This window comes from Snodgrassella alvi wkB2 (assembly GCF_000600005.1).
Classification (GTDB): domain Bacteria; phylum Pseudomonadota; class Gammaproteobacteria; order Burkholderiales; family Neisseriaceae; genus Snodgrassella; species Snodgrassella alvi.
The window spans coordinates 1,124,834-1,149,228 of the sequence record NZ_CP007446.1 but is presented as its reverse complement, the minus strand read 5'-3'; the positions used below and the strand labels follow the sequence as shown (position 1 = coordinate 1,149,228).

The window sequence follows — 24,395 nt, the reverse complement described above, 5'->3', positions numbered from 1 at the left end:
TTTTAGATATATAAATTTAATTCTTTTTTGGAATAAATATACAGGTAGTTGCCGCTCCAATAACCATAACTATTCCGGCAAAAGCCTGTATATTTACCGTTTCATTCAATAATAGAATGGCCGTTATTACTCCGAAAACCGGTTCCATAGCCAGAAATATCCCGCTCACACTGGCAGAAACATTTTCCAGCCCTTTATTCCAGCACCATGCAGCCACCAGACTGCATCCTATACCCAGATAAGCTATAGCACCAATACCCTGAAAAGAATAATTAATATTCCAGTTTTCAACTAGAATCAGCATAAACGGCAAACCAAATACAGTACCCGTTTGCAACGTTAAGGCTGTATATATCTTAACATTTATTTCGCGTAGTAACTTTTGTGATAAACGTATCCAGAAAGCCATGACAATAGTTGAAGTAAATACCAGCGAGGCTCCCAACAATGCAGTATTACCACTGGCTTTTTCCGGTTTACCTACTACCAGCAGCACCCCTATAAAAGCCACAATGCCCAGTATAAATACCAACAATGGTGTTTTTTCGCGAAAAAAAATCAGACCCACCAGTACTATAATAATTGGTTCCATACCGATAATGGTGACCGCATTGACCGCAGGAATAAGTTTCAAACCTGTAACCTGTAACAGATAAGTTACAGGATATGTCAGCAATCCTAGTCCGATAATTTTGATCAGTTGTACTTTGGAAATGACATTATGGTTTTTAAAATAGCTCCACGTGATGGGTAAGGTAACTACTGCTGCCAATATCAGCCTGCCGAGTACCACAAGTGACGGATCCAGCATGTCATAAGCCATTTTTGTAGCAATAAACGAGCTACCCCACATAAATGAAGCAATTAAGAGATAAAGCATAATTTCAAACTAAACAAACTAAAAATTCTGCGCACTGACTCGTTTTAAATACATGATTCAATTAATCTGAACAAATATTTGTCAGTGTTTTAACCAAATATCATGTCTATTTGCAATACGTTTCAAAGCCAGTACGCTTTTCTGTACACAAAAGCATGCATATTAGCATACACAAACATTTATAAACTGCTAGAATCCTCCCAGCAGAATAAATAATTTGACTAAGCTCTTCTCAGAATTAAAAGAAATTTTTGACTATGTTTTATTTTAGTATTAACAGCCCGGACAACTGTCATCTTGGTTTTCTGGTACTCATGGATGAAGATAATTCAGCTTATACTGATGGAGCTACCGGCTATTATGCTGTTAAAGCACAGGCTGATGAAACAGACCAGCAAGCTTGTACGGCACAATGGCAGATATTGCAGCAATTATCAGTTCAGGACAGTCTTCGTTGGTTTCGCAAAGCCGACTATGTTCAGCTTTGTGATGCTGAGAACAATATTATAGGGCGTTTACAGCAACAATATCTCATCTTATGTGGTCAGCATTTTATACTGAATGACCTCACCGGCACCCTGTAACCACAACATATGTATTGGTAAGGTTATTTATGTCTACACCTGATATGCTTCCATCCGGCAACCAGTTTGCTTTCGCCTGTACCAGACGATTTCTACCGCTGTTTGGTACTCAGTTTTTTGGTGCGTTTAATGATAATCTGTTTAAAACCTCATTATTCGTTTTAATCAGCTTTTATGGGCTTGGCGCTAATTCATGGTTACCAGCAAGCCAGATGCTGAATGCTGGTGCCCTGCTGTATATTCTGCCCTTTTTTCTTTTCTCTGCATTATCTGGTGAATTATCTAATAAAATGGATAAAGCCATTCTGGCGCGCTGGATAAAAACTGCGGAAATCTGCATTATGCTGATAGCAGGTGTCGGCTTTTGGATGCAGTCTGTCACAATATTGATGTTATGCCTGTTTCTGATGGGCACACATTCTACTTTGTTCGGTCCGTTGAAATATGCGGTATTACCAGAATATCTCCCTAAATATGAACTACTCAACGGTAATAGCCTGATCGAAAGCGGTACTTTTCTATCAATATTATTCGGGCAGATTTTAGGTACTATTCTGGCTGGCACCAATACAGCATGGCTGTTTGGTATCCTGCTATTCGTCGCTATTCTGGGGCAGATTGCCAGTATATTTATGCCAAGGGTACCTGCACAAATTCCACAGCAATATATTGATTCAAACATCATGCGGAGTACAAAACAGCTACTTCGGCAAACTTATCTGCAAAAAAATCTCTGGATTGCCATAATCGGTATTTCCTGGTTCTGGCTGATTGGTTCTGTATATATAACCCAGCTCCCTACTTTTACCCGTTTGAATCTTGGTGGAAACGAGGCTGTATTTAATTTAATGCTAACACTCTTCTCCCTCGGTATAGGTACGGGTTCAATTGTTTGTGCACGGATTAGCCGCCATCAGTTACATCTTAGTCTGGTTGTGATCGGGACAATCGGCCTGAGTATATTCGGTCTGCTACTGGTATGGTTCACACCGTCACAACCTAATCTGCCAGTTGCCGGTATCGGTACATTTATCGGCCGACCGGACAGCATGGCAATAATCATTTGCATAATCGGTATTGGTTTTTTCGGCGGCTTTTTCTCATTGCCGTTATATACATGGCTGCAAATAGCCAGCAGCGATCAGTTCCGTTCGCATGCAATTGCTGCCAATAACATTATCAACGGTCTGTTTATGGTTTGTGCAGCCATATTAAGCGCTGTACTTATCTGGCTGTTTAACAGTATTAATGCCTTATACATGATTGTGGCGCTGGGAAATGTGCCCGTTTTAATTTACTTATGGCGAAATCAAGAGTTACGTATTGATTTTAAGGAATTTATTTTACGCAAATATTAAAACGTTTACCTGATAGCTTTAAATTAGCGTTTTGAAATAGGTATAATACCGGATGGTTTTAATAAACAGCAATTTAATTAAAGCCGGTATCCTCTTTTATCCAGCTAGTTTGGGCAAGGCATTATGTCAGATAACGATACGATTCATATTCGCGGTGCACGCACACACAATCTTAAAAATATAGATCTGGATATTCCCCGTCATCAACTGGTTGTCATTACCGGTTTGTCCGGTAGTGGTAAATCCTCGCTGGCTTTTGATACTTTGTATGCAGAAGGACAACGACGCTACGTAGAAAGTCTGTCGGCTTATGCTCGCCAGTTTTTGCAAATGATGGAAAAACCGGATGTTGATTTAATTGAAGGTTTGTCACCAGCTATTTCCATTGAGCAGAAAGCAACCAGTCATAATCCGCGCTCTACCGTAGGAACAGTCACTGAAATTCATGACTATTTGCGCTTATTGTATGCACGTGTCGGCACACCTTATTGTCCTGAACATAACCTGCCTTTATCCAGTCAGACTGTTTCCCAGATGGTTGACCATATACTGAACCTGCCTGAAGAAAGCCGGGTAATGATTCTGGCTCCGGCAGTGCGCGGTCGCAAAGGTGAATTTCTTGAATACTTTGCTGATTTACAAGTACAGGGTTTTGCACGGGTTCGCGTTGATGGTGAGGTATATGCGATTGAAGAAGTACCAAAACTGCAAAAAAACATCAAGCATGATATAGATGTGGTTATTGACCGGGTAAAAGTACGCGCGGATATCAAACAGCGTTTGGCTGAAAGTTTTGAAACTGCACTACGTCTGGGTAATGAGCGTGCTCTGGCCATCGAAATGGATAGTGGTAAAGAACACTGGTTTTCAGCACGCTTTGCCTGTCCGGTATGTTCGTATAGTCTGCAGGAACTCGAACCACGTCTTTTCAGCTTTAACAACCCTGTCGGAGCCTGTCCCAGTTGTGACGGACTCGGCAGCATGGATTATTTTGATCCTGAGCGAGTAGTAATGCATCCGGATTTATCGCTGGCCGCAGGAGCAATCAAGGGCTGGGATAAACGTAATACTTTCTATTTCCAGATGATTCAGTCACTCGGACATCATTTTAAATTTGACGTTAATACGCCATTTAATGAATTAAAGGAAGAAATCCGGAATATTATTCTTTATGGTTCCGGTAAAGAGCAGATTGAATTTACCTATCTGTCTGAACGGGGCACAAAATTTACCCGCAGTCATCCGTTTGAAGGTATTCTGCCCAATCTCGAAAGGCGCTACCGCGAAACAGATTCCGCTACCGTACGCGAAGAATTAGCCCAGTATCAAAGTCATCGAGCCTGTCCGGCCTGCGGCGGTGCCCGTTTGAGAACAGAAGCCCGATATGTCTATATAGGCGGAAAATCATTACCGGATGTCAATGCATGGCCGTTAACAGCCACACTGGATTTTTTCCAGAATCTGAATCTGGAAGGTAATAAAAAACAGATTGCTGAAAAAATTCTTAAAGAAATTAATGAGCGCCTTGGTTTTCTGATTAATGTCGGCCTGAATTACCTGAGTCTGGCACGCAGTGCTGAAACCTTATCTGGTGGTGAAGCTCAGCGTATCCGGCTGGCCAGCCAGATTGGTTCCGGCCTGACAGGTGTCATGTATGTACTGGATGAACCATCTATCGGCCTGCATCAGCGCGATAATGACCGCCTCCTCGATACACTGAAACATCTGCGCGATCTGGGTAATAGCGTAATTGTCGTTGAGCATGATGAAGATGCTATCCGTGCCGCCGATTTTGTTGTCGATATGGGACCTGGTGCCGGTGAGCATGGCGGACAAGTTATTATCGCAGCTTCACCTGAAAAGGTGGCAGCATGCAAAGAATCCATAACAGGACAATATCTGAGCGGAGAAAAAGCCATTAGCATGCCGGAACAGCGCAGTCCGGTTGATAAAGAGCGCTTACTGATATTAAGCGGCGCCAGTGGCAATAATCTTAAAAATGTAACCCTTACCTTACCTCTCGGCTTGATTACCTGTATTACCGGCGTTTCCGGCAGCGGCAAATCAACTTTGATTAACGACACACTGGCAAAAATTACTACACGTGAATTAAATCGTGCTAGTGAAGAGCCTGCTCCTTATGAAGATATCAAAGGACTGGAGCATCTGGATAAAGTTATTAATGTTGATCAGTCTCCCATAGGAAGGACTCCGCGTTCTAATCCTGCCACGTATACCGGCCTGTTTACACCTATCCGTGAACTGTTTGCCGGGGTACCACTGTCTCGCGAACGCGGATATACAGTTGGCCGATTCTCTTTTAATGTAAAAGGCGGACGCTGTGAAGCCTGTCAGGGTGATGGGGTTATTAAAGTAGAAATGCATTTTCTTCCCGACATTTATGTACCCTGCGAGGTTTGTCATGGTAAACGCTATAATCGTGAAACACTAGAAATACAATACAAAGGCAAAAATATCAGTGAAATTCTGGAAATGACCGTGGAAGAAGCCTGCACATTTTTCGATGCTGTGCCGACAGTTAAGCGAAAATTGCAGACATTACTGGACGTAGGACTGGGTTATGTGCGATTAGGACAGTCTGCAACCACACTTTCCGGCGGTGAAGCTCAACGGGTAAAACTGGCGCTGGAACTCTCCAAACGCGATACCGGGCGGACACTTTATATACTTGATGAACCAACCACCGGCTTACATTTTGCCGATATAGCTCTGTTACTGGACGTTATTCATCGCCTGAAAGGGAAAGGTAATAGTATTGTTATTATCGAACATAATCTGGATGTGATTAAAACTGCTGATTATATTGTTGATCTGGGTCCGGAAGGTGGTGATGGGGGCGGTACGATTATTGCAGAAGGAACTCCGGAAGAAGTTGCAGCCAATCCTAAAAGCTATACCGGAAAATACCTTAAGCCAATGCTTGGCAAATGAATAAATTAAACTGTGGAGCTGTTATCGGCCGCACAGTTTAATTACCAGTTAAAAAACTATTAACCAAAGTAAGCATGCATGTAAAAAATACAAGTAACATGCATTTTGTGTTAATGTTCAGCTGTATATTTTTATTGCGTATCTTACTCAAGGTTAAATATGAAAAAATTGTTATTTGCATTATTGTCAGTGGCAGCAATCAGTACGGTACTGACAGCATGTACTCAGAAAACTGAATCCGTACCGGCCGCCAGTTCTGGCAGTACTCCTGCAACAACAGATAAAACCATACTGAAAGTTGCTGCTTCACCTGTTCCTCATGCAGAAATTCTCCAGGTAGCTAAACCATTACTGGAAAAAGAAGGAATTGATTTACAAATCATTCAGATGACCGACTATGTACGTCCGAATATCGCCCTGAATGAGAAAGATGTAGACGCTAACTTTTCTCAGCACAAACCTTATCTGGAAGATTTTGTCCAGAAACACAAAATGCGGTTAACACCGATTGCCAATATTCATGTAGAGCCGATGGGTATTTACTCTAAAAAAGTAAAAGCACTCAGTGAAACACCTGATGACGGGCTGGTTACTATTCCAAACGATGCTACCAATGGTGGCCGAGCTTTGTTATTGCTGCAAAAAGCCGGTTTAATCAAATTAAAAGCAGATGCGGGTATCAGTGCTACTGTACGTGATATTGTTGATAATCCGAAACATCTCAAAATTACACCGATGGATGCGCCTCAGTTACCGCGTACTTTAAATGATGCTACTCTGTCTGTAATTAATACCAATTTTGCTATGGAAGCTAAACTGGTACCAACCAAAGATGCTTTATTTATCGAATCAAAAGATTCACCTTATGCAAATATTCTGGTTGTCCGTACAGGGGATGAAAACCGTGATGCAATCCAAAAACTGAAACAGGCCATGACTTCACCTGAAGTGAAAAAATTTATTGAAGAAAAATATCAGGGTGCCATCATCCCTGCATTCTGATTAATTATTTCATTTTAGGAAATACAAATAACCCTTATGTCCATAACATAAGGGTTATTTTTAATGTATGGCAATACAAAAAATATTTATGATAAATCTTTTGGATTCACAGCCTGCCACTTTCCCAAAGGTAACTTAAGGGAAAAAACATCTAGCTGCCCTATTCCTACTCGCACTAAACGCAAACAGGGCCAGCCAACTTTTGCGCACATACGTCGTACCTGCCTGTTTTTACCTTCACTGATTCGAATTTGCAGCCAGAAATCAGTTACTGTTTTACGTTCACGAATTGGCGGTACTCGCGGCCATAAACGGGCACTATCAGCAGCATTAACCAATTGAACTTGAGCCGGCTGTGTAATAAAGTCGCCCAGATTTACCCCGTCAGCCAATTGTTGTATGCGTTCATTATCCGTTTTACCTTCCACCTGTGCCCAGTATGTTTTTATCAGTTTATACTTAGGATGAGCAATTTTTGCCTGTAGACGTCCGTTGGCAGTTAATAAAAGTAATCCTTCACTATCCGTATCCAGCCGGCCTGCCGGATAGACATTCGGTAATGATACATATTGCTTCAGGGTAGGATGTTTCTCATGAGCGCTAAACTGACAAATCACACCATAAGGTTTATTCAGTACAATCAGTTCAGGTACAGACATTATGCTTCCAATCAGAAAATCAGGCTGTCAGGAATGCTGACAGCCTGTTTTATAAACACAGAGGTTTAGCTCAGTAATAAAGCATCATCAGATACTTTTTCGCCCTGAGTATGTTCGAACATCTTTAATAGATCCGCCACACACATACCGGCACGTTTGTCACCAGCCACATCCAGCACCACACGCCCCTGATGCAGCATGACAGTACGTGATCCGTGATCCAGAGCCTGCTGCATCGAATGTGTTACCATCATTGCAGTTAATTTATTTTCACGCACAATACGGTCTGTCAGCTCGAGTACAAAAGCGGCTGTTTTAGGATCCAGTGCAGCAGTATGCTCATCAAGCAATAAAATTTTAGAACTTTGCAACGAAGCCATCAACAAACTGACAGCCTGTCGCTGCCCACCGGAAAGCAGACCAATTCTGTCGCTCAATCGGTTCTCCAGTCCCAGGTTAAGCATTGCCAGTTTTTCACGAAACAGTTCACGATACTGACGTTTAATAGCCGGACGCAAACCACGACTGCTGCCACGCCGCAGTGCCAGAGCCATATTTTCTTCAATGGTTAAGGCTTCACAGGTACCGGCAAGAGGGTCTTGAAAAACACGTGCTACTAATGGCGCACGTTTATAAGCAGGTTCACTGGTAACATCTTTACTATTGATAGTAATCGTACCGGAATCTACCATGGTGTCACCACTGATAGCATTAAGAAAAGTAGATTTACCGGCACCATTACTACCGATAACGGTAACAAATTCACCATCCGCAATACTTAAACTCATGCCTCGCAAAGCAGGATTTTCAATTGGTGTTCCCGCATTGAATGTGAGGCGTAAATTATCTGCGCGCATCATGCTTTGAATTTCCTTTTAAAGTAACCTTTGATTGCCGGCAAACGCAGCGCAAGTACAACTAAAATTGCTGTAACCAGATTTAAATCCTGCGGTCCAAAGCCTATATGCTGCAATGTATCACTGCCCAGCGCCAGCGCAATAAATGCACGGTAAAGTACTGCTCCCACTATAACAGCCAGTGTAATAATGATGAACCGTTTTCCCGGAATCAGGGTTTCACCAATAATCACTGCGGCCAGCCCGACGACAATCGTGCCAATTCCGATTGATATATCTGCACCGCCCTGAGTCTGCACAAATAGTGCACCGGCCAAGGCAATAAATGCGTTTGATATCGCCATGCCTAACAGCAAAATACGTGAGGTATTTACACCCTGAGCACGAGCCATTCGTGCATTTACGCCGGTAGCTCGCATTGATAAACCAATTTCTGTAGCAAAAAACCAGTCCAGAAAAAATTTGGCAATCAGCACAAAACCAAAAATTACCAGCGGCTGCACCCAATACTGGTTGCTTCCGTCAGCATTAAAAAACGGCGTAAATACACTGGGCTGATCCAGTAAAGGCAAATTAGGTGCACCCATAATACGCAGGTTAACCGAATACAAAGCAACCATAACCAGAATACTGGCTAACAGCTGCATGATTTTTAAAGAAACATGCAGCCATGCTGTTACCAAACCGGCACATGCACCGGCAACTCCGCCAAGTGCAGTAGCCAGCCACGGATTAATACCATGGGTAACACAAATGGCAAATACAGCACCGCCGAGCGGAAAACTGCCATCGGCAGTTAAATCAGGAAAATCCAGAATACGGAATGAAATCAGTACACCCAGAGCAACGAGAGCATATATCAGCCCGCTTTCTAAAGCACCAAATAAAGCTATAGAAGACATATTAACCAATTAACAAATTGTGGTTGAAAATAAAAACAACATCGGCAAAGCCTGAATCAGCTTGCCGATGTTACGGTATCCGTCCCAGAGGCTTTTTATAATCCTAATCGACTAATTTAGCCTGTTTGAGTAATTGCTCCGAAAATGTAATACCTTGTTCGGCAGCATGAGATTTACTTACCATTAAATCAAGCTGATCTGCGGTCATACGCTGCGGAGCAATGTTACCAGCCTGCTCTCCTTTGAGAATCCGGCCTACAATTTTACCAGTAGCTGTACCAAGCTCATGATAATTAACCCCCAGTGCTACAGCCGCACCGCGTTTTACCGAACCGGTATCTGAAGCCACCAAGGGCATTTTCATGTCTTTGGCAACTTTGTACATGGATTCATAAGCAGAAACCACATTATTGTCCAGAGAGGTATAAATCAGATCTGCCTTACCCTGCAAGCTTTTAGTAGCCATGGGAACATCAGTTGTACGCTGTGCCGGTGCTGCGGCCACAGTAATACCGTCCTTAGCCAGTAAAGACTGTAATTGTCCGAGCACAACAGTTGAATTGATTTCCCCCGGGCTATATACATAACCCACTGTTTTCAGGTTAGGTACAACTTGTTTCATTAAATCAATCTGTGGCTGTAAAGGCAGTTCATCAGAAACACCGGTAACATTGGTTTTGCTGGGTTCCCAGCTTGTTACCAGTTTAGCTGCAACCGGATCGGTTACTGCTGCAAACACTATCGGAATTTTGCGTGTTGCTGCAACCATAGACTGCGCGCTTGGCGTGCCGATTGTGATAATTACATCTGGATTATTGCCGGCAAATTTTTTAGCAATCTGACCGGCAGTAGCAGTATTCCCTTGTGCACTTTGAAAATCCAGCTGAAGATTTTTACCCTGTTCATAGCCTTCAGCACGCAGTTCATCAATCACACCCTGACGTACAGCATCCAAAGCAGGATGTTCAACAATTGCCGTAATGGCTACTTTTTTCGTATTGGTATCGCTGGTTTTATTTCCCTGTTCGGATTGCGAACAGGCAGAAAGCAAACAGACAGCAGTTAAACCCAGAATAAGTAAGGTTTTTTTTGCTCTGAGCATATTGGGTTCCTCAGCACAGGGTTAATCCGGAAACAATTTAGCAATAAAATTGCTTACACCTGCACCAGTAAGCAGATGATGGCATAAATTATACAAAAATCCAGCCTTATTGCGTAATTAAAATTGCTCAGATATACGCTTTTACATTGAAATATAATTTCAATATTTTATTTATTTAAGCAATAAAATTTTAAAAATATAATTCAATTACAAAAATAGTTCTTATAACTCATAATACTCGCCATATCACACTTTTCTTAGAAAACATCCTGCTTCACATTTTTTAATCTATACCGGCCGAAAACCACACAACCACGTTTTCCAGAATAACCGTTGCTGACGCGGTCGGGGTACGACCAGCTGATATTGCATGATATTCTGTAGTCCGTCCTGCTCAATTTCATTAAGCTGAGCCCGGGCTACTGCGAGCATGGCCAGACTGGCGCGCTGCCTGCGGTTATCTGCAGAAGGCAGCAAAGCAAGAGCAGAATTAAACTGCTGTTTTAATGCAGCAAGCCATGCATTCATCAATGTTGTAAATTCAACCCCACCGTGTCGGTTAAGTACCAAATGAGCCGGAACATTAAATTGCTGTAATAACTCTACTGGAATATACAGCTTCCCCAGCCTTGTATCCGCACCAATCCGTGAGTAAATCATCACCAGCTGACATATTTCACCCACTTTATCGGCAAATTCCAAAGTTTGTTCTGCACTGAATCCCAAAACTCTGCTTGTTAAACGCCCCTGCACCATCCCTGCCTGTTTACTATAATGGCATAGCTGTTCCATATCCTGAAATCTGGCCTGAGTTAATTGCGTACGAAGTGCATCAGGCAAAGCCAGTATTTCAGCCAATGGTAAAGAATATCGGATAATAAATGGTTTTAAAGCCTGTAATAAAGGATGTTCAGGAACAGAATCAGAGTTATACAGCTTATCTAGTTGTCGCTCCCACCATCGCAGTGTTGTCAAAGCCACATTAGCATCAGAACAATCTTCTACTACATCATTTAATTCTTGCTGCAAAGCATACAAAGCTATCAGTGCATGACGCTGCACCGAGGAAAGAAAAGGAAAACGAAAAGCCATAGCATTCCTGCTATGGCAAATTTTCTGAAGACAATATTCGAGTGGCTGCACAGCAATAAATTAAATTAACCTAAAACAGTATTGTAACCTTTTCCGGATATTTCTCCAGCCACTAATCTGCAATAAAAATTAACTTTTTAGCGTATCTTTTTTTACTTCGCCGTTACGCAGTACAAAATTTAAACTATTATTCCAGAATTCAACCAGAAATAAATCATCTTCTGTCAGGTGCTGCTGCTGAATTTTTTGCTCCAGCCACTTCTCATCCTTATTTATCCGATGCAATTCCGTTGTACGCACCTCTCCTTCCTTAAATAAAATTAATGAAGGATATTTGCCTTTATCTGTTAACACCGTCAGCGAACCACTAGGCTCAATCTGTGCATAACTGACTTCCTGAAAGGAAGTAATACCCTGAGCATGCAAAAGTGAAGCCACATTAAGAATATCAATCTTATTTTTTTTACGCAGAATATTATCCATCAAAAAGTGTCCATCTTTCATAATCGGAATCGGTTCACCAATAGCAAACATTCGGATAAAGCTGACATGCTTGCATACCCAGTTTAATAATGAAATAAGGCAAACACCGATTAATAACACAATAATATACTGATAAATCGGAATATCCTGATTATAAATTACACCACCGATAATACCGCCAAGTACAAAGTTACCAATAAAATCTACCGGGGTCATCTGATTCAACTGCGTTTTACCTGTTACATTTAAATGCAGAATGACAATAATAAAACCAACAAGAAACTTAGCCAGCACCCATAAATAATATTCCATAAGAATTTTTCCTGTATTAAAGTTAAATTCCCGACCAGCTATTAGCGGTCAGAGTTCATTCCCCTCATACAAGCATCATTCTTAACTTTATTCATAAACTCTGAAAATGAACATTAAGATACTTTAGTTTAATTTGCTTTATTTTAAATAAATGATAAAGATAACATTTTATAAGCAATAATTTTTTATCAAGATGTAACTGATACCGTCTTAACCCTGAGCGGAAAATTTAATTACCTGTCAACGGTATTTATTTCTTTTATCAGGCAAATTACATCACTATTATATTTTTAGATGAAGAATAATATTTATTCGGTATAATCAGATTAGTACACTAATTTCCGTTATAATTGGTTTTTTACTCACTAAATGAAATATACATGTCAAATCAGCGCCTCATCATTGGCTTTCACGCAGTTAATGCCCGTTTATGGCAAAACCCGGACAGCATAATTGAACTTTATGTACTGGAGGGTAAACATGATGCCCGTATGCGCGATGTATTAAATAAAGCTGAAGCAGAAAATGTGCGCATTATCAGCGCAGATCAGGCACGGCTCGATACTTTGAGTAAACATGCCCGCCATCAGGGTGTAGTGGGCTTTATCGATGCTTCCAGACAACATGTAGACATAGAAGATGTACTTGAAAATCTGAATGAACCACCGTTATTGCTGATTCTTGACGGCATTACAGATCCGCATAATCTGGGAGCCTGTTTGCGTGTTGCGGATGTTATGGGAGTTCACGCGGTAATTGCACCCAAAGATAAAAGTGTCGGATTAAATGCCACCGTAAGTAAAGTAGCCTGTGGTGCTGCTGAAACAGTACCTTATATTACAGTGACGAATCTGGCACGCACCATCCGTGAATTGAAACAGCGCGGTATCTGGGTTATCGGTACTGATATGAACGGTAGTGATGACTTATATCACTTTACGGCCCCGGAAGCAGTAGCATGGGTAATGGGTGCAGAAGGTAATGGCATGCGCCGTTTAACACGAGATCTGTGTGATACACTGGTATCCATTCCTATGTTCGGAACCGTTGAAAGCCTGAATGTTTCTGTCAGCACCGGTATCGTTCTGAGCGAAACCCGTAGGCAACGGATACTATCTGCCTGAAGTCGGCTTTACAATAAAACATATTTCTGTTAAATATTATAAAGTTAAGGAGATACTGATGATTTGGTGTATTGCAGCTTTGGTTCTGTTTGTATTGGAAATGTTTAGCGGCACTTTTTATATGCTGGTAATCAGTGCCTCATTACTCAGTGCCGGTCTGGCTGAATGGCTGCTGAAAACCAGTGAGAGCGTCAATGCTGTTATTGCAATAGTTTTTTCTATTCTGGGTATTACCATCGTACGTGCCTGGCAAAATAAACATCCGCGTGAAAACATGGCAAAACCAACTGATGATCCGGACTACGGTCAGACAGTGATACTTACTCAGCTCCTACCCGACGGATTATGGCAGGTACATTATCGGGGCACTATCTGGCAGGCTCGTTTTAATCATCCAACTGACGCAAAATCCGGTGACAGTGCTCAAATCATCAGCCATCAAGGCAATATTTTAAATATTACTTCTCAAGCCCCTTCTACTCAGCAGGAATAATCATGATTCTGACTTTTATTTTTCTCGCCGCCATTGTTGCATTTATCTGCATGGCATTTAAAGTTGTACCTCAGCAGGAAGTCTATATTGTTGAACGTTTAGGCCGCTATCACGCTACTCTGGTAGCCGGTCTTAATTTTATTATTCCGATTATCGATCGTGTCGCTTATAAACATACTTTAAAGGAAATACCACTGGATGTACCCAGTCAGGTTTGTATTACCCGCGATAATACACAGCTTACAGTGGATGGTATTATCTATTTTCAGGTAACTGATCCTAAACTTGCATCCTATGGCTCCAGTAACTTTGTAGTTGCCATTACCCAACTGGCTCAAACAACATTACGTTCAGTTATTGGTCGTATGGAACTGGATAAAACTTTTGAAGAACGTGATGATATTAACCATACCGTGGTTGCCTCATTGGATGAAGCAGCGGTTTCATGGGGCGTTAAAGTATTGCGCTATGAAATCAAAGATTTGGTTCCACCTCAGGAAATTCTGCGCTCAATGCAAGCTCAGATTACAGCCGAACGGGAAAAACGCGCACGTATTGCTCAGTCTGAAGGGATCAAGCAGGAACAGATTAATCTGGCGGCCGGTCAGCGTGAAGCTGAAATTCAGAAGTCACAGGGTGAAGCTCAAGCTTCTATCAATGAATCTCAGGGTGCCAAAGTAGCACAGATTAATCGCGCCGAAGGTGAAGCTGAAGCTTTGCGTCTGGTTGCACAGGCGACCGCGGAAGCAATTCGTCAGGTAGCTGCCGCAGTAAAAGAACCGGGCGGTACAGAAGCTGTGAATCTGAAAGTGGCTGAACAGTACGTAGATGCTTTTGCTAAACTGGCAAAAACCAATAATACTCTGATTATGCCTGCTAATGTTGCAGATATTGGTAGTCTGGTAAGTGCTGGCATGAGCATTATCAAAGGTCAGAACAGCACAGCAGTTAAATAAATAACTTACGTAACTATTAAAAAATCAGGTTCCGGTTAATGATACCGGCAGCCTGATTTTTTATCCTTAACCCTGATACTGATTATTTCTAAATTATTCTTTTTAAAAGCAATATATTTAAATACATACTACTCTTCTATAAATGGCCACAACCATGCCCAGACACTGCGGCCTTCACTGCGCAATACCATAAAAGTACGGCAAGCAGCAGCTGTAGACATACTTTCTACACCGATTCCTTTTGCGACTAATTGTGAAGTCAGACGCGGATGAATAAACACATGATGATTTCCGGTACCGATTAAAATCACTTCAGGCTTAAACTGTAAAGCCTGAGTAAAATCATCAATGGTTAACTCACTGGCTGCTTGCTTATCCAGTGTGAGCACCTTATCAGCAGTAATACATACAGGTTGAGTATATTGCCGGCCGTTTACAGTAATTTTTCCGGTATCAACTTCCTCAATCCATAATCCTTGTTTATCCCGGATTTCTTCAATTTGCATTAAAATTTCCTCATGCATAACCACACAACATACTATGGCTGTAGTAGTCAAAAAAGTAGTTTTCGGCTAGCATAGTAGATTATTCACGTAAAATTGCAAGTATCAGGCAGTCCATAAATTAAATTTGTCTATTTGAAGGAGTAAACATGCAGCCTCTGCGTATAGGCTTGCTGGGCGTCGGCACAGTAGGTGGTGGTACCGTCAAGTTATTACAGAATAATGCGGATGAAATTACCCGCCGGCTCGGTCGCGAATTAATTATTACCCGTGCAGCAAGTCGTAATATTGAACGTACCCGGGAAATATGCGGTAACAGCACTTTTGTTAGTGATGATGTATTTGAAGTAGTAAATGCAACTGATGTTGATGTTGTGGTAGAACTGATTGGCGGTACAACAATAGCTAAAGACGCTGTGATTCAGGCAATCAAAAACGGAAAACACATCGTTACAGCCAATAAAAAACTACTGGCAGAGTACGGTAACGAAATTTTCCGACTGGCTTCTGAACACAATGTAATGGTGATGTATGAAGCTGCAGTTGCCGGCGGTATTCCCATTATTAAAGCTTTACGTGAGGGGCTGGCTGCCAACCATATCGAATCTATTGCCGGCATTATCAATGGCACCAGTAATTTCATTCTGAGTGAAATGCGTACCCGAGGCAGCACCTTTCCGGAAGCATTAAAACAAGCACAAGAACTAGGTTATGCAGAAGCCGATCCTACATTCGATATTGAAGGTCATGATGCCGGTCATAAATTAAGTATTATTTCCGCACTGGCATTCGGAACCCCGATTAATTTTAGCCAGTGTTATCTGGAAGGCATCAGTCATCTGGAAAGTCTGGACATCTGTTATGCTGAGGAACTAGGCTATCGCATTAAATTACTTGGTATTACCCGCAAAACTCCGCAAGGTATTGAGCTGCGTGTACACCCTACTTTAATCCCTGAAAGCCGATTACTGGCAAAAGTAGAAGGAGTTATGAATGCTGTATCTGTTCAGGCAGATATGATTGGGCAGACACTCTATTATGGTGCTGGTGCTGGTGCCGGCCCAACTGCCAGTGCGGTAATGGCTGATATTATTGATGTAACCCGATTACAGAATGCTGAAGCCAGCTACCGGGTTCCCTATCTGGCTTTTCAGTCTAATTCATTACAAAATATCTCCATTCTGCCAATGGATGAAATCACCAGCAGTTATTATCTGCGTGTATCTGCCTGCGATGAACCGGGGGTGCTGGGAGAAATTGCGAATATTCTTGCTGCAGAAAATATTTCTATTGAGGCTCTCATCCAAAAAGGTATGATTAATAAGGAATCTGCCGAAATTGTTATCCTGACACATTCAACCAAAGAACGTTTTATCAAACAGTCAATGGCCAGAATTCAGGCATTACCACGGGTGTTATCCCCAGTTACCATGATTCGGATGGAAAGCTTACATCCTAGATAATTCCATCACTTATCATGTTTCTGAAACGGGCATTATTTGCCCGTTTTTTTATTGTCGTTACAGAAGTCAGCACATAGTTAGCTGTACCGTTTGTAAAAATAAAAATTTTTATTTTTACAATATCGACAAAAGTAATTTAATTATCAATATCAGATTATTATTTCCGAGCATATAATAATTTAATATGCATAAAACAATTAAGCCAATCATATTTATATAATGTATTTATAAAATTTCAATAATTTACAATTAATTCATCATTTAAATGAATAAAATATACAAAATAAATATATTTATATATAATATTATACTAAAATATTGATTGTTTTTATTCCATAATGGTTCGTATATTCCATCAGTTACCAATCAGATATCATCCGCAGTCTACCCGCAAAAATATACAGGGCTACAGCATGCTTCAGCTTCTGGTTACTCTGGCTGTTATCATTATATTAACTGTTATAGCTTATCCATATTATCGTCAGCATCAGTTACAGGCACGATTAAATCAGGCGAAGGCGGCACTGCTGATTAATGGTCAATTTCTTGCTGTACATTATCAGAAACATCTTAGTTATAAACAAAACAAGCACAACTGGCCTGAATTACCTATCAGTAAAAATCAGCATTTTTGTTTTCGTATACAAGGGAACCCGAGTTTTGCTCGTGAAGAGCATTTCACACTTAAAGCTGTAGCCATTGATACTGAAGCTGAACCCCGAATTATCAAGCTAAATCAGGATGGCAGAATATTTATCTGTCAAAGCAGTACCAGCCGCTGCGATGAAGAAAATCATTTTTTTGATGGTAAAGGTCAGCCAGACAAAAAATGCCGGATTTTTTAATTATTCTATATACAGGACAATAGCAACATATTAACTGTTAAACTGATACAATACACTCGTTTTCATAATTGATATCAGAACATATCCGTTTTAATCATGAGTATTCTGTCACTCGATAATGCCTGCTTTGCTGTAGGTCACCACCCCTTACTGGATCATGCATCTCTGCAAATGGATGCAGGTGAAAAAATAGGCTTTATTGGTCGCAATGGTGCCGGGAAATCCACATTACTGAAAATTCTGGCCCGGGTACAGAAGCTGGATGACGGATTGTTGACCATCCAAAACAACCAAAAAGTTGTGTATGTTCCGCAGGAGTCTTTTTTTGACCCGCAGACCACTGTATTTGACACCATAGCCCAAGGATTGGGCGAACTGCAAAATCTGTTACGTGAGTATCATGAGCTCAGCCAGAATATAGGTGATGAAGCCAGTCTGAATTGGTTAACTGAATTACAAAATGAGCTGGAAAACCGTAACGGCTGGCAATTTGATGCCTTAATTGCGCAAACCTTAAGTGAATTACAACTGCCGGAAAACGAATTGATTGGCAATTTAAGCGGTGGTCAGAAAAAGCGCGTTGCTCTGGCTCAGGCATGGGTACAAAAACCTGATATCCTGTTATTGGATGAACCAACCAACCATCTGGATATTGAAGCGATAGAATGGATGGAAAATCTGCTAGGCAATTTTGCCGGCAGCCTGATTGTCGTAACACATGACCGACGCTTTCTGGATCGTGTAGCTACACGTATCATCGAATTAGACCGCGGACATTTACGTAGTTACCCGGGAAGTTTTAGTGCTTATAGTGAAAAAAAAGCACAGGAACTGGCAGTTGAAGCTGAACATAACCGGCTTTTTGATAAATTTCATGCTCAGGAAGAAGCATGGATTCGCAAAGGAATTGAAGCACGCCGCACACGTAACCAGGGGCGGGTTAAACGACTGGAACAACTACGCCGCGAACGCGCTGCACGTCGTGAGGTACAGGGTCAGGTCAGCTTTAATTTAAATCGTGGTGAAGCCAGCGGGAAAATTATAGCAGAGCTTGAACACGCCGGATTTGCTTATGGTGAACACCTTATTATGCGTGATTTCTCTTGTGTTATTCAGCGCGGTGACAAAATCGGTCTGATAGGATCAAATGGTGTTGGCAAAACCACCTTTTTAAAATTGATTTTAGGTGAATTACAGCCAACCTCAGGCAAAATTCGGCTGGGTTCACGTCAGGAAGTTGCCTATTTCGATCAGTTTCGTAGTGCATTAAATGAAAACGATACTGTTTTTGATACTATAGGTCAGGGTAATGATTACATTGATATTGGCGGCCAGCGTAAACACGTAATTGGTTATCTTGAAGAATTTCTGTTTTCTCCGGCTAGAGTTCGTAGTGAAGTCAAATCACTTTCTGGTGGCGAGCGCAACCGGTTATTACTGGCCAAACTATTTACTCGTCCGGCGAATATTCTGGTACTTGATGAACCAACAAATGATTTGGATATCGATACGCAGGAATTACTGGAAGAGTTATTGCGGGATTATAACGGCACCGTATTTCTTGTCAGCCACGATCGTACTTTTCTGGATAATGTAGTTACTCAATCCATAGTTTTCAAAGGTAATGGTCAGTTAAAAGAATACATAGGCGGTTATCAGGATTATATTGACGCCCAAAAACGTGAACAAAGCTTACTAACACCAGCGCCCACAACAAGCAAAAATACCATTAATCCTGATAAAAACCGGCAAAAAAGCCGACGCAACGATAAACTTTCCTACAACGAACAACGTGAACTCGCCAGCTTACCCGACGAGCTTGCTGCTCTCGAAGCAGAACAACAAGAGCTGAATAATAAACTTTCCGATCCGGAAATATTCAAAAATGACTATAAACTGGCAACTGAATGGCAAACACGTATTGCTGAAATTGAAGAGCTGCTGCTGGAAAAACTTGAACGTTGGGAAATCCTTGAAGCAAAACAAAAAAATCAGGGCTAATCCAATAAAAAAGCCAGTATATTCATATACTGGCTTTTTTGTGTTTGATTTTATCTTTTACGATGGCGTCCGGTCCCGCCACCATGTCGCATACAAGTTTCATAACGACGTGTGACATTAGTAGCATACCAGTTGGTATTATAATCTTTGCTTAACTTTGGTCCGCTAATTACAACCTGCGGCATAATGGCATATGGCGGATTCTTACCGAACTGTTGCTTATATAAAGTAATTACATTCTGATAGGTGGATGTATTTTCAAATTCTGCCTGTTTTTCCTGTAATAAATCTGCACGTATCTGCTCCGGTTTCATTGGCATACCATGATCGGCAAATAACTGATTCAGTGCAGTTTCAGTCTGACTTGGCATTGATTGCGCCTTATCATCTTTATCATACAGCAATAAATCTCCATCCAGAGCCATATCCGTATTAAGCAGTTTATTTATATCTTGCTGAAAAGCCGCATTACGGCTGGAATACATGCCGGAATTATAATCAGCAAAACGATATTGAGCATTATCATAAGCTGCTGGATACTTCATTAGCCGGTGAATACCATAATATAAACCACCTTCACGTGTATACATATAATCACGTAATTCATTTACCGGAGCATTATCACGCTGATGTTCACGTGCGTATTTTACTGATACCTGCATTGAACCAATTGTTGTAATCGGATTATTATCTTCTCCGATATCTTTTCCCATAAATTTAGCTGCGGCATTGGTAATTGAATCTGCATAAAATTGCTTTGAAACATAAGCAAAGATCTGCCGGTAAATTAAATCCAGCTGCTGTTCGGTTTTAACCGTCCGCATCTGTATCAGGAAACTGTTTTCTTTGCTGGGTTCATTAACCAGTACTGAAGTAAAATAGCGTGAAACTGCCGGTCCCAGAGCAGGTCCGAACTGTCTGACAAATTTTTGCGGCACTTCTGTCTGAAAAGCTTTAATTGCTTTATTACCAAGATCCGGAACAGTTGGATTAGCAACAAAATTAGACTCCTGATCTACAACGGCAATTACACTACATACATTTTCCTGTGTTTTATTGATTTTCAGCTCATCCATTATCCGGCTAATATCCACAGCCCACGCATCTCGTTCTTTTACACGAGCAGGTATTAGTCTGCTTATCTGAGAAGGCTGATTTAAAATTCTGCTGCTGTCATCCGGTGAATCATCATTACCACCATACCATCCGCCACTGTCCTTACATGCAGACAAGGTGTATAGCAGAAACCCGGCCAGTGTTATATGACTAATAGTCTTCAGTAAAAATCTAGCATTCATACCATAGCATTCATTCGAACAAATCTGTTTTCAGCAAGAAACTCAGCCCGGTTTTAGCCCTTACGGCTACGCCAAAACCATACCCAGACCCAAATCAATACAGCTGTAAAAAATAAAGCACTCCATATTGGTAAAGGTATCAGTAAAATTTTCTGAACCTCACCACAATTACCTGTACCGCGTATAATCGGTTCATACCAATGAAACAATGGCGCATCACGCAGACGGAAAGTCCACGGTGCACCGCAAGATGGCTGATCCATCAATGGCAGATGCTGAATATATATCTGATATACAGCTACACCCAGTCCGCCTATGGGTGCCAGACTGACCACAATAGCATTTATCACCCGCTCAATACAGTTGCGATTAGGACAGCAGGCACACAAAAATGCCAGAAGCGCAGTGGCAATAACCGCAACACGCTGAACAATACACAGCACACACGGGTTCATACCCAGAACATACTGACCTACAAAAGAACCAGCTGCACAAAGTACAGCCAGAAAAAATACACACCACAATGCTTTACGGAAGCTCATTTTCAATCCTTTTAAGCAGACAGTTACCAAACATTTCTACTTTCTGCCCGTCTATTAATCAAACAAATTCCCATAATCATTTACGTTTCAGGCACCAGCAATAGTCATATTATCTATCAGAATAGATCCAACTTTATGCGTACTGCGCTTTAACGCATCATCTGCTACACCAACCATTGCCATAAACATTTCCTGTAAACGTGAAGCGATTGTAATACCCTCTACCGGATAGGCAATCACTCCGTTTTCTACCCAGAAACCTGCCGCACCTCGCGAATAGTCACCAGTAATAGCATTTACACCCTGCCCCATCAACTCAGTAACCAATAAACCGGTTCCCATTGTTTTCAATAAATCGTCCTGACTGGCATGGGTATGATTAAGATATAAATTATGAACACCACCTGCATTTCCAGTAGTACGCATACCTAACTTACGCGCACTGTAGCTACCAAGAAAATAACCCGCAACAGAGCCTTCATTGATAACAGTACGTTCATGTGTGGCTACACCCTCAGCATCAAAATATGTACTGGCCAGTGCTTTTTTTACATGAGGTTTCTCTGTAAGACATACCCAGGGCGCCATAACCTGTTTGCCAAGGCTATCTACCAGAAAACTGGTTTGCCGGTATAACGCACTACCACTCAGTGCACCTACCAGATGACCAATTAGACTACCGGCTATAGTAGTATCAAAAATTACCGGATATTTTCCTGTAGCCACAGACCGGCCATCCAAACGCCGTACTGTACGTGTTGCCGCTGTCTGTCCGATAATTTCAGCATCAGCAAGATCTCGTGCATCACGCGCTAAATCGTACCAATAATCACGCTGCATTCCGGAAGCGTCCGCAGCCACCACACTACAGGAAATACTGTGCCTGCTGCCGCGCTGATAAGCACAAAAATCATAACTGTTGGCATATACAAACTGATAATGATCAGTCTGTACTTCTGCTCCTTCAGAGTTTTTGATACGCTCATCCGTATCAAGTGCTGCCTGTTCGGTTTTTTTACCAATCTCAATTGCTTCATCAGCAGACAGCCGCCAGGGGAAAAAAGATTCTGTATCACCGAATTCCGTTGCCAGTAATGCCGCATCTGCCAAACCGGCGCAATCATCCTGAGCAGTAAAACGGGCAATATTCAAAGCTGCTCTGATGACTTCGTCAATTGCCTTATTATTAAAATCAGCAGTACTTGCACGCCCTTTAGCCTGTCCCACATAAACAGTTACATCCAGAGATTTATCCTGCTGATACTCAATATGTTCGACATTCTGCTGGCGTACCTGTACATTCTGACCCGCAGATTCACTGATATCAATTTCAACAGAACTGGCTCCCTGCTTTCTGGCTTTATTTATTGCCTGCTGGCACAGCTCCTGTAACTGATCGGCACTATGATGAAACATTAATCTACTCTCATGCGAAGAAGCCTGCATTCTAACATGCTGAATTCAGCACTGGCAGCAGTTAAACATACATGTCAACTGAAATGATATGGATTTTTTGCTAAAATAGATACTTGAAATTTCGATATACACGTAACACATACATATATGAACAGTAATACAGACAGTCAGTCCCGTGCAGACGAAGAATGGGTAAGTAAAACCCAGTTGAAAAAGCAAATGAATGATTTGCAGCAATTAGGTATGGAGCTAACTAAACTGTCTGCTGATACACTGAAAAAAATAAATTTGTCAGAGGATTTATTACAGGCAGTATTAAGCTACCAGAAAATTACCTCCAACAGCGCACTGAAACGTCAGGCTCAGTTTATCGGTCGTCTCATGCGCGAAACCGATACCAAACCAATCAGTGATTATCTGGCTCGCCTCAAAGGTGAAAACAGCGCACATAATGCTTACTTACAACGGCTGGAAAATCTGCGTGATCGTTTAATTTCCGATGACAGCAGCCTTACTGAAATTATCAGCCGCTATCCGCATATTGATATCAATAATCTGCGTACATTAATCCGCAATGCCCGTAAGGAACAGGCAGCAGGAAAGCCACCAAAAGCTTTCCGCGCTATTTTTCAGGTATTGAAAACGGAAATTAGTGAAGATACAGCATCCTGAACCCTTACTTCTTTCTTCACACAATTCACCTTTCACTTTTTTCATTAATTCAGCTTCAGCATGTAACTTCGGACAAAAAAAACCATGAGTGATATCTTAAATAAAATTATTGCCACAAAAAAAACCGAAATGGTTACAGCCAAAACGGCTGAATCACTGGCTGAAGTGCGGGCAAAAGCCTATGACCAAGCCCCTGCGCGTCCTTTTCTTGAAGCAATACATACAAAACATCATCAGGGAAAAGCTGCCATTATTGCCGAAGTTAAAAAAGCTAGCCCGTCTAAAGGACTGATTCGTCCTGATTTTTCACCAGAAAAAATTGCCAGAGATTATCAGCTTGGTGGCGCAGCCTGCATGTCTGTATTAACAGACAAAAACTATTTTCAGGGTAACCTTGGCTATCTGAATCTCGCACGCAATGCCTGCAATCTGCCGGTACTGCGCAAAGATTTCATCATAGATGTCTATCAGGTATACCAGTCCCGGGCATACAATGCAGATGCAATCTTACTTATTGCAGCAGCATTAAGCCGTACCCAGTTAACCGAATATGAAGCCATTGCTCACGAGCTGGGTATGACTGTATTACTCGAAATTCATAACGAAGACGAACTTGAAAAATGCATTAATATGCGTACCCCGCTATGGGGAGTAAACAATCGTAATCTGCGTACTTTCGAAGTAGATTTACAACAAACTATCAAACTTCTGCCTGCATTAACCGGAAAAACTATTGTGACAGAAAGTGGTATTTTCACCACAAACGATATTCATATGATGCAACAGCATCAGGTTAACACTTTTCTTATCGGTGAAAGCCTTATGCGTAAACAAAACATTGCTGATGAACTAAGTTTACTGGTCAATGCTTAAATTATTGTACACATTAACTGAATTGT

General features: G+C 41.5%; 23 protein-coding genes. 12 read left to right on the top strand and 11 right to left on the bottom strand.

The window, feature by feature from the left end; genetic code table 11:
* Positions 1-16: 16 nt before the first annotated feature.
* Entirely contained in the window at positions 17-880 is an 864-nt protein-coding gene (locus SALWKB2_RS05280) for a DMT family transporter (RefSeq protein ID WP_025330636.1), read from the bottom strand.
* Positions 881-1,137: 257 nt separating this feature from the next.
* Here SALWKB2_RS05280 and SALWKB2_RS05275 point away from each other — a divergent pair, with 257 nt between their 5' ends.
* From SALWKB2_RS05275 to SALWKB2_RS05260, 4 genes are all read left to right on the top strand, one after another.
* The gene (locus SALWKB2_RS05275; RefSeq protein WP_025330635.1) at positions 1,138-1,464 is read left to right on the top strand and encodes an HLGFF motif protein; all 327 of its coding nucleotides are present in this window, start codon (positions 1,138-1,140) and stop codon (positions 1,462-1,464) included.
* Positions 1,465-1,493: 29 nt separating this feature from the next.
* Positions 1,494-2,822, top strand: coding sequence for an MFS transporter (locus SALWKB2_RS05270; RefSeq protein ID WP_232335894.1), 1,329 nt, complete (start codon positions 1,494-1,496; stop codon positions 2,820-2,822).
* 123 nt (positions 2,823-2,945) lie between these two features.
* A complete protein-coding gene (gene uvrA / locus SALWKB2_RS05265) occupies positions 2,946-5,774 on the top strand; it encodes an excinuclease ABC subunit UvrA (protein WP_025330633.1) in 2,829 nt (942 codons plus the stop codon).
* A 159-nt stretch (positions 5,775-5,933) separates the two neighbouring features.
* Complete coding sequence (locus SALWKB2_RS05260; protein WP_025330632.1) at positions 5,934-6,776, top strand: MetQ/NlpA family ABC transporter substrate-binding protein; 843 nt, start codon at positions 5,934-5,936, stop codon at positions 6,774-6,776.
* An 86-nt stretch (positions 6,777-6,862) separates the two neighbouring features.
* On the opposite strand, the gene SALWKB2_RS05255 is transcribed toward SALWKB2_RS05260, so the two are convergent.
* The 6 genes from SALWKB2_RS05255 to SALWKB2_RS05230 all read right to left on the bottom strand — a co-directional run bounded on the left by SALWKB2_RS05255 (position 6,863) and on the right by SALWKB2_RS05230 (position 12,183).
* Positions 6,863-7,435 carry a pseudouridine synthase gene (locus SALWKB2_RS05255; protein WP_025330631.1) on the bottom strand — a complete coding sequence of 191 codons (573 nt, stop codon included), beginning with the start codon at positions 7,433-7,435 and terminating at the stop codon, positions 6,863-6,865.
* Positions 7,436-7,500: 65 nt separating this feature from the next.
* Positions 7,501-8,295 (bottom strand): ABC transporter ATP-binding protein, encoded by a 795-nt coding sequence (locus SALWKB2_RS05250; RefSeq protein WP_025330630.1) that lies wholly within the window; start codon positions 8,293-8,295, stop codon positions 7,501-7,503.
* Complete coding sequence (locus SALWKB2_RS05245) at positions 8,292-9,194, bottom strand: ABC transporter permease (RefSeq protein WP_025330629.1); 903 nt, start codon at positions 9,192-9,194, stop codon at positions 8,292-8,294. Before SALWKB2_RS05245 ends, SALWKB2_RS05250 begins: the two co-directional genes overlap by 4 nt.
* 103 nt (positions 9,195-9,297) lie before the next feature.
* Positions 9,298-10,296 carry an ABC transporter substrate-binding protein gene (locus SALWKB2_RS05240; RefSeq protein ID WP_025330628.1) on the bottom strand — a complete coding sequence of 333 codons (999 nt, stop codon included), beginning with the start codon at positions 10,294-10,296 and terminating at the stop codon, positions 9,298-9,300.
* A gap of 288 nt (positions 10,297-10,584) precedes the next feature.
* A complete protein-coding gene (locus SALWKB2_RS05235) occupies positions 10,585-11,388 on the bottom strand; it encodes a squalene/phytoene synthase family protein (protein WP_051506439.1) in 804 nt (267 codons plus the stop codon).
* 129 nt (positions 11,389-11,517) lie between these two features.
* Positions 11,518-12,183 carry a DUF421 domain-containing protein gene (locus SALWKB2_RS05230; RefSeq protein ID WP_025330626.1) on the bottom strand — a complete coding sequence of 222 codons (666 nt, stop codon included), beginning with the start codon at positions 12,181-12,183 and terminating at the stop codon, positions 11,518-11,520.
* Between the two features lie 380 nt (positions 12,184-12,563).
* On the opposite strand from SALWKB2_RS05230, the gene rlmB reads away from it, so the two are divergent.
* Genes rlmB through SALWKB2_RS05215 form a run of 3 tightly spaced genes read left to right on the top strand, consistent with a single transcriptional unit; the run spans position 12,564 to position 14,756 of the window.
* Positions 12,564-13,307 (top strand): 23S rRNA (guanosine(2251)-2'-O)-methyltransferase RlmB, encoded by a 744-nt coding sequence (gene rlmB, locus SALWKB2_RS05225; RefSeq protein WP_025330625.1) that lies wholly within the window; start codon positions 12,564-12,566, stop codon positions 13,305-13,307.
* Between the two features lie 58 nt (positions 13,308-13,365).
* The gene (locus SALWKB2_RS05220; protein ID WP_025330624.1) at positions 13,366-13,800 is read left to right on the top strand and encodes an NfeD family protein; all 435 of its coding nucleotides are present in this window, start codon (positions 13,366-13,368) and stop codon (positions 13,798-13,800) included.
* A gap of 2 nt (positions 13,801-13,802) precedes the next feature.
* On the top strand, positions 13,803-14,756 hold the full coding sequence (locus tag SALWKB2_RS05215) for an SPFH domain-containing protein (protein WP_025330623.1): 954 nt from the start codon (positions 13,803-13,805) through the stop codon (positions 14,754-14,756).
* 128 nt (positions 14,757-14,884) lie between these two features.
* On the opposite strand, the gene SALWKB2_RS05210 is transcribed toward SALWKB2_RS05215, so the two are convergent.
* A complete protein-coding gene (locus tag SALWKB2_RS05210) occupies positions 14,885-15,262 on the bottom strand; it encodes an Mth938-like domain-containing protein (RefSeq protein WP_025330622.1) in 378 nt (125 codons plus the stop codon).
* A 146-nt stretch (positions 15,263-15,408) separates the two neighbouring features.
* Here SALWKB2_RS05210 and SALWKB2_RS05205 point away from each other — a divergent pair, with 146 nt between their 5' ends.
* The 3 genes from SALWKB2_RS05205 (at position 15,409) to SALWKB2_RS05195 (ending at position 19,568) form a co-directional block, all read left to right on the top strand.
* A complete protein-coding gene (locus tag SALWKB2_RS05205) occupies positions 15,409-16,722 on the top strand; it encodes a homoserine dehydrogenase (protein ID WP_025330621.1) in 1,314 nt (437 codons plus the stop codon).
* Positions 16,723-17,060: 338 nt separating this feature from the next.
* Complete coding sequence (locus SALWKB2_RS05200) at positions 17,061-17,567, top strand: type IV pilin protein (protein WP_025330620.1); 507 nt, start codon at positions 17,061-17,063, stop codon at positions 17,565-17,567.
* Positions 17,568-17,663: 96 nt separating this feature from the next.
* Entirely contained in the window at positions 17,664-19,568 is a 1,905-nt protein-coding gene (locus tag SALWKB2_RS05195; RefSeq protein ID WP_025330619.1) for an ATP-binding cassette domain-containing protein, read from the top strand.
* A 50-nt stretch (positions 19,569-19,618) separates the two neighbouring features.
* Here SALWKB2_RS05195 and SALWKB2_RS05190 read toward each other — a convergent pair whose 3' ends face one another.
* From SALWKB2_RS05190 to pmbA, 3 genes are all read right to left on the bottom strand, one after another.
* The gene (locus SALWKB2_RS05190) at positions 19,619-20,866 is read right to left on the bottom strand and encodes a DUF1615 domain-containing protein (RefSeq protein ID WP_025330618.1); all 1,248 of its coding nucleotides are present in this window, start codon (positions 20,864-20,866) and stop codon (positions 19,619-19,621) included.
* A 53-nt stretch (positions 20,867-20,919) separates the two neighbouring features.
* Positions 20,920-21,408, bottom strand: a complete 489-nt coding sequence (locus SALWKB2_RS05185) for a disulfide bond formation protein B (RefSeq protein ID WP_038648819.1) — start codon at positions 21,406-21,408, stop codon at positions 20,920-20,922.
* Positions 21,409-21,495: 87 nt separating this feature from the next.
* Entirely contained in the window at positions 21,496-22,854 is a 1,359-nt protein-coding gene (gene pmbA, locus SALWKB2_RS05180) for a metalloprotease PmbA (RefSeq protein ID WP_237749814.1), read from the bottom strand.
* A gap of 117 nt (positions 22,855-22,971) precedes the next feature.
* Here pmbA and yjgA point away from each other — a divergent pair, with 117 nt between their 5' ends.
* Together yjgA and trpC are read left to right on the top strand one after the other, a co-directional pair.
* Positions 22,972-23,496: a ribosome biogenesis factor YjgA gene (yjgA, locus tag SALWKB2_RS05175; RefSeq protein WP_025330615.1), complete on the top strand. Its 525-nt coding sequence runs from the start codon at positions 22,972-22,974 to the stop codon at positions 23,494-23,496.
* A gap of 84 nt (positions 23,497-23,580) precedes the next feature.
* Positions 23,581-24,369 (top strand): indole-3-glycerol phosphate synthase TrpC, encoded by a 789-nt coding sequence (gene trpC, locus SALWKB2_RS05170; RefSeq protein WP_025330614.1) that lies wholly within the window; start codon positions 23,581-23,583, stop codon positions 24,367-24,369.
* The last annotated feature ends 26 nt before the right edge of the window (positions 24,370-24,395 follow it).

What these genes read in the sequence shown, in the direction of transcription:
- SALWKB2_RS05250 (WP_025330630.1), bottom strand. Translation starts at nt 8,295, where the DNA reads ATGATGCGCGCAGATAATTTACGCCTCACATTCAATGCGGGAACACCA.
- SALWKB2_RS05270 (WP_232335894.1), top strand. Translation starts at nt 1,494, where the DNA reads ATGTCTACACCTGATATGCTTCCATCCGGCAACCAGTTTGCTTTCGCC.
- SALWKB2_RS05215 (WP_025330623.1), top strand. Translation starts at nt 13,803, where the DNA reads ATGATTCTGACTTTTATTTTTCTCGCCGCCATTGTTGCATTTATCTGC.
- SALWKB2_RS05230 (WP_025330626.1), bottom strand. Translation starts at nt 12,183, where the DNA reads ATGGAATATTATTTATGGGTGCTGGCTAAGTTTCTTGTTGGTTTTATT.
- SALWKB2_RS05280 (WP_025330636.1), bottom strand. Translation starts at nt 880, where the DNA reads ATGCTTTATCTCTTAATTGCTTCATTTATGTGGGGTAGCTCGTTTATT.
- SALWKB2_RS05275 (WP_025330635.1), top strand. Translation starts at nt 1,138, where the DNA reads ATGTTTTATTTTAGTATTAACAGCCCGGACAACTGTCATCTTGGTTTT.
- pmbA (WP_237749814.1), bottom strand. Translation starts at nt 22,854, where the DNA reads ATGCAGGCTTCTTCGCATGAGAGTAGATTAATGTTTCATCATAGTGCC.
- SALWKB2_RS05210 (WP_025330622.1), bottom strand. Translation starts at nt 15,262, where the DNA reads ATGCAAATTGAAGAAATCCGGGATAAACAAGGATTATGGATTGAGGAA.
- SALWKB2_RS05195 (WP_025330619.1), top strand. Translation starts at nt 17,664, where the DNA reads ATGAGTATTCTGTCACTCGATAATGCCTGCTTTGCTGTAGGTCACCAC.
- SALWKB2_RS05240 (WP_025330628.1), bottom strand. Translation starts at nt 10,296, where the DNA reads ATGCTCAGAGCAAAAAAAACCTTACTTATTCTGGGTTTAACTGCTGTC.
- SALWKB2_RS05235 (WP_051506439.1), bottom strand. Translation starts at nt 11,388, where the DNA reads ATGGCTTTTCGTTTTCCTTTTCTTTCCTCGGTGCAGCGTCATGCACTG.
- SALWKB2_RS05205 (WP_025330621.1), top strand. Translation starts at nt 15,409, where the DNA reads ATGCAGCCTCTGCGTATAGGCTTGCTGGGCGTCGGCACAGTAGGTGGT.
- SALWKB2_RS05200 (WP_025330620.1), top strand. Translation starts at nt 17,061, where the DNA reads ATGGTTCGTATATTCCATCAGTTACCAATCAGATATCATCCGCAGTCT.
- SALWKB2_RS05260 (WP_025330632.1), top strand. Translation starts at nt 5,934, where the DNA reads ATGAAAAAATTGTTATTTGCATTATTGTCAGTGGCAGCAATCAGTACG.
- rlmB (WP_025330625.1), top strand. Translation starts at nt 12,564, where the DNA reads ATGTCAAATCAGCGCCTCATCATTGGCTTTCACGCAGTTAATGCCCGT.
- trpC (WP_025330614.1), top strand. Translation starts at nt 23,581, where the DNA reads ATGAGTGATATCTTAAATAAAATTATTGCCACAAAAAAAACCGAAATG.
- SALWKB2_RS05190 (WP_025330618.1), bottom strand. Translation starts at nt 20,866, where the DNA reads ATGAATGCTAGATTTTTACTGAAGACTATTAGTCATATAACACTGGCC.
- SALWKB2_RS05255 (WP_025330631.1), bottom strand. Translation starts at nt 7,435, where the DNA reads ATGTCTGTACCTGAACTGATTGTACTGAATAAACCTTATGGTGTGATT.
- SALWKB2_RS05185 (WP_038648819.1), bottom strand. Translation starts at nt 21,408, where the DNA reads ATGAGCTTCCGTAAAGCATTGTGGTGTGTATTTTTTCTGGCTGTACTT.
- SALWKB2_RS05245 (WP_025330629.1), bottom strand. Translation starts at nt 9,194, where the DNA reads ATGTCTTCTATAGCTTTATTTGGTGCTTTAGAAAGCGGGCTGATATAT.
- uvrA (WP_025330633.1), top strand. Translation starts at nt 2,946, where the DNA reads ATGTCAGATAACGATACGATTCATATTCGCGGTGCACGCACACACAAT.
- yjgA (WP_025330615.1), top strand. Translation starts at nt 22,972, where the DNA reads ATGAACAGTAATACAGACAGTCAGTCCCGTGCAGACGAAGAATGGGTA.
- SALWKB2_RS05220 (WP_025330624.1), top strand. Translation starts at nt 13,366, where the DNA reads ATGATTTGGTGTATTGCAGCTTTGGTTCTGTTTGTATTGGAAATGTTT.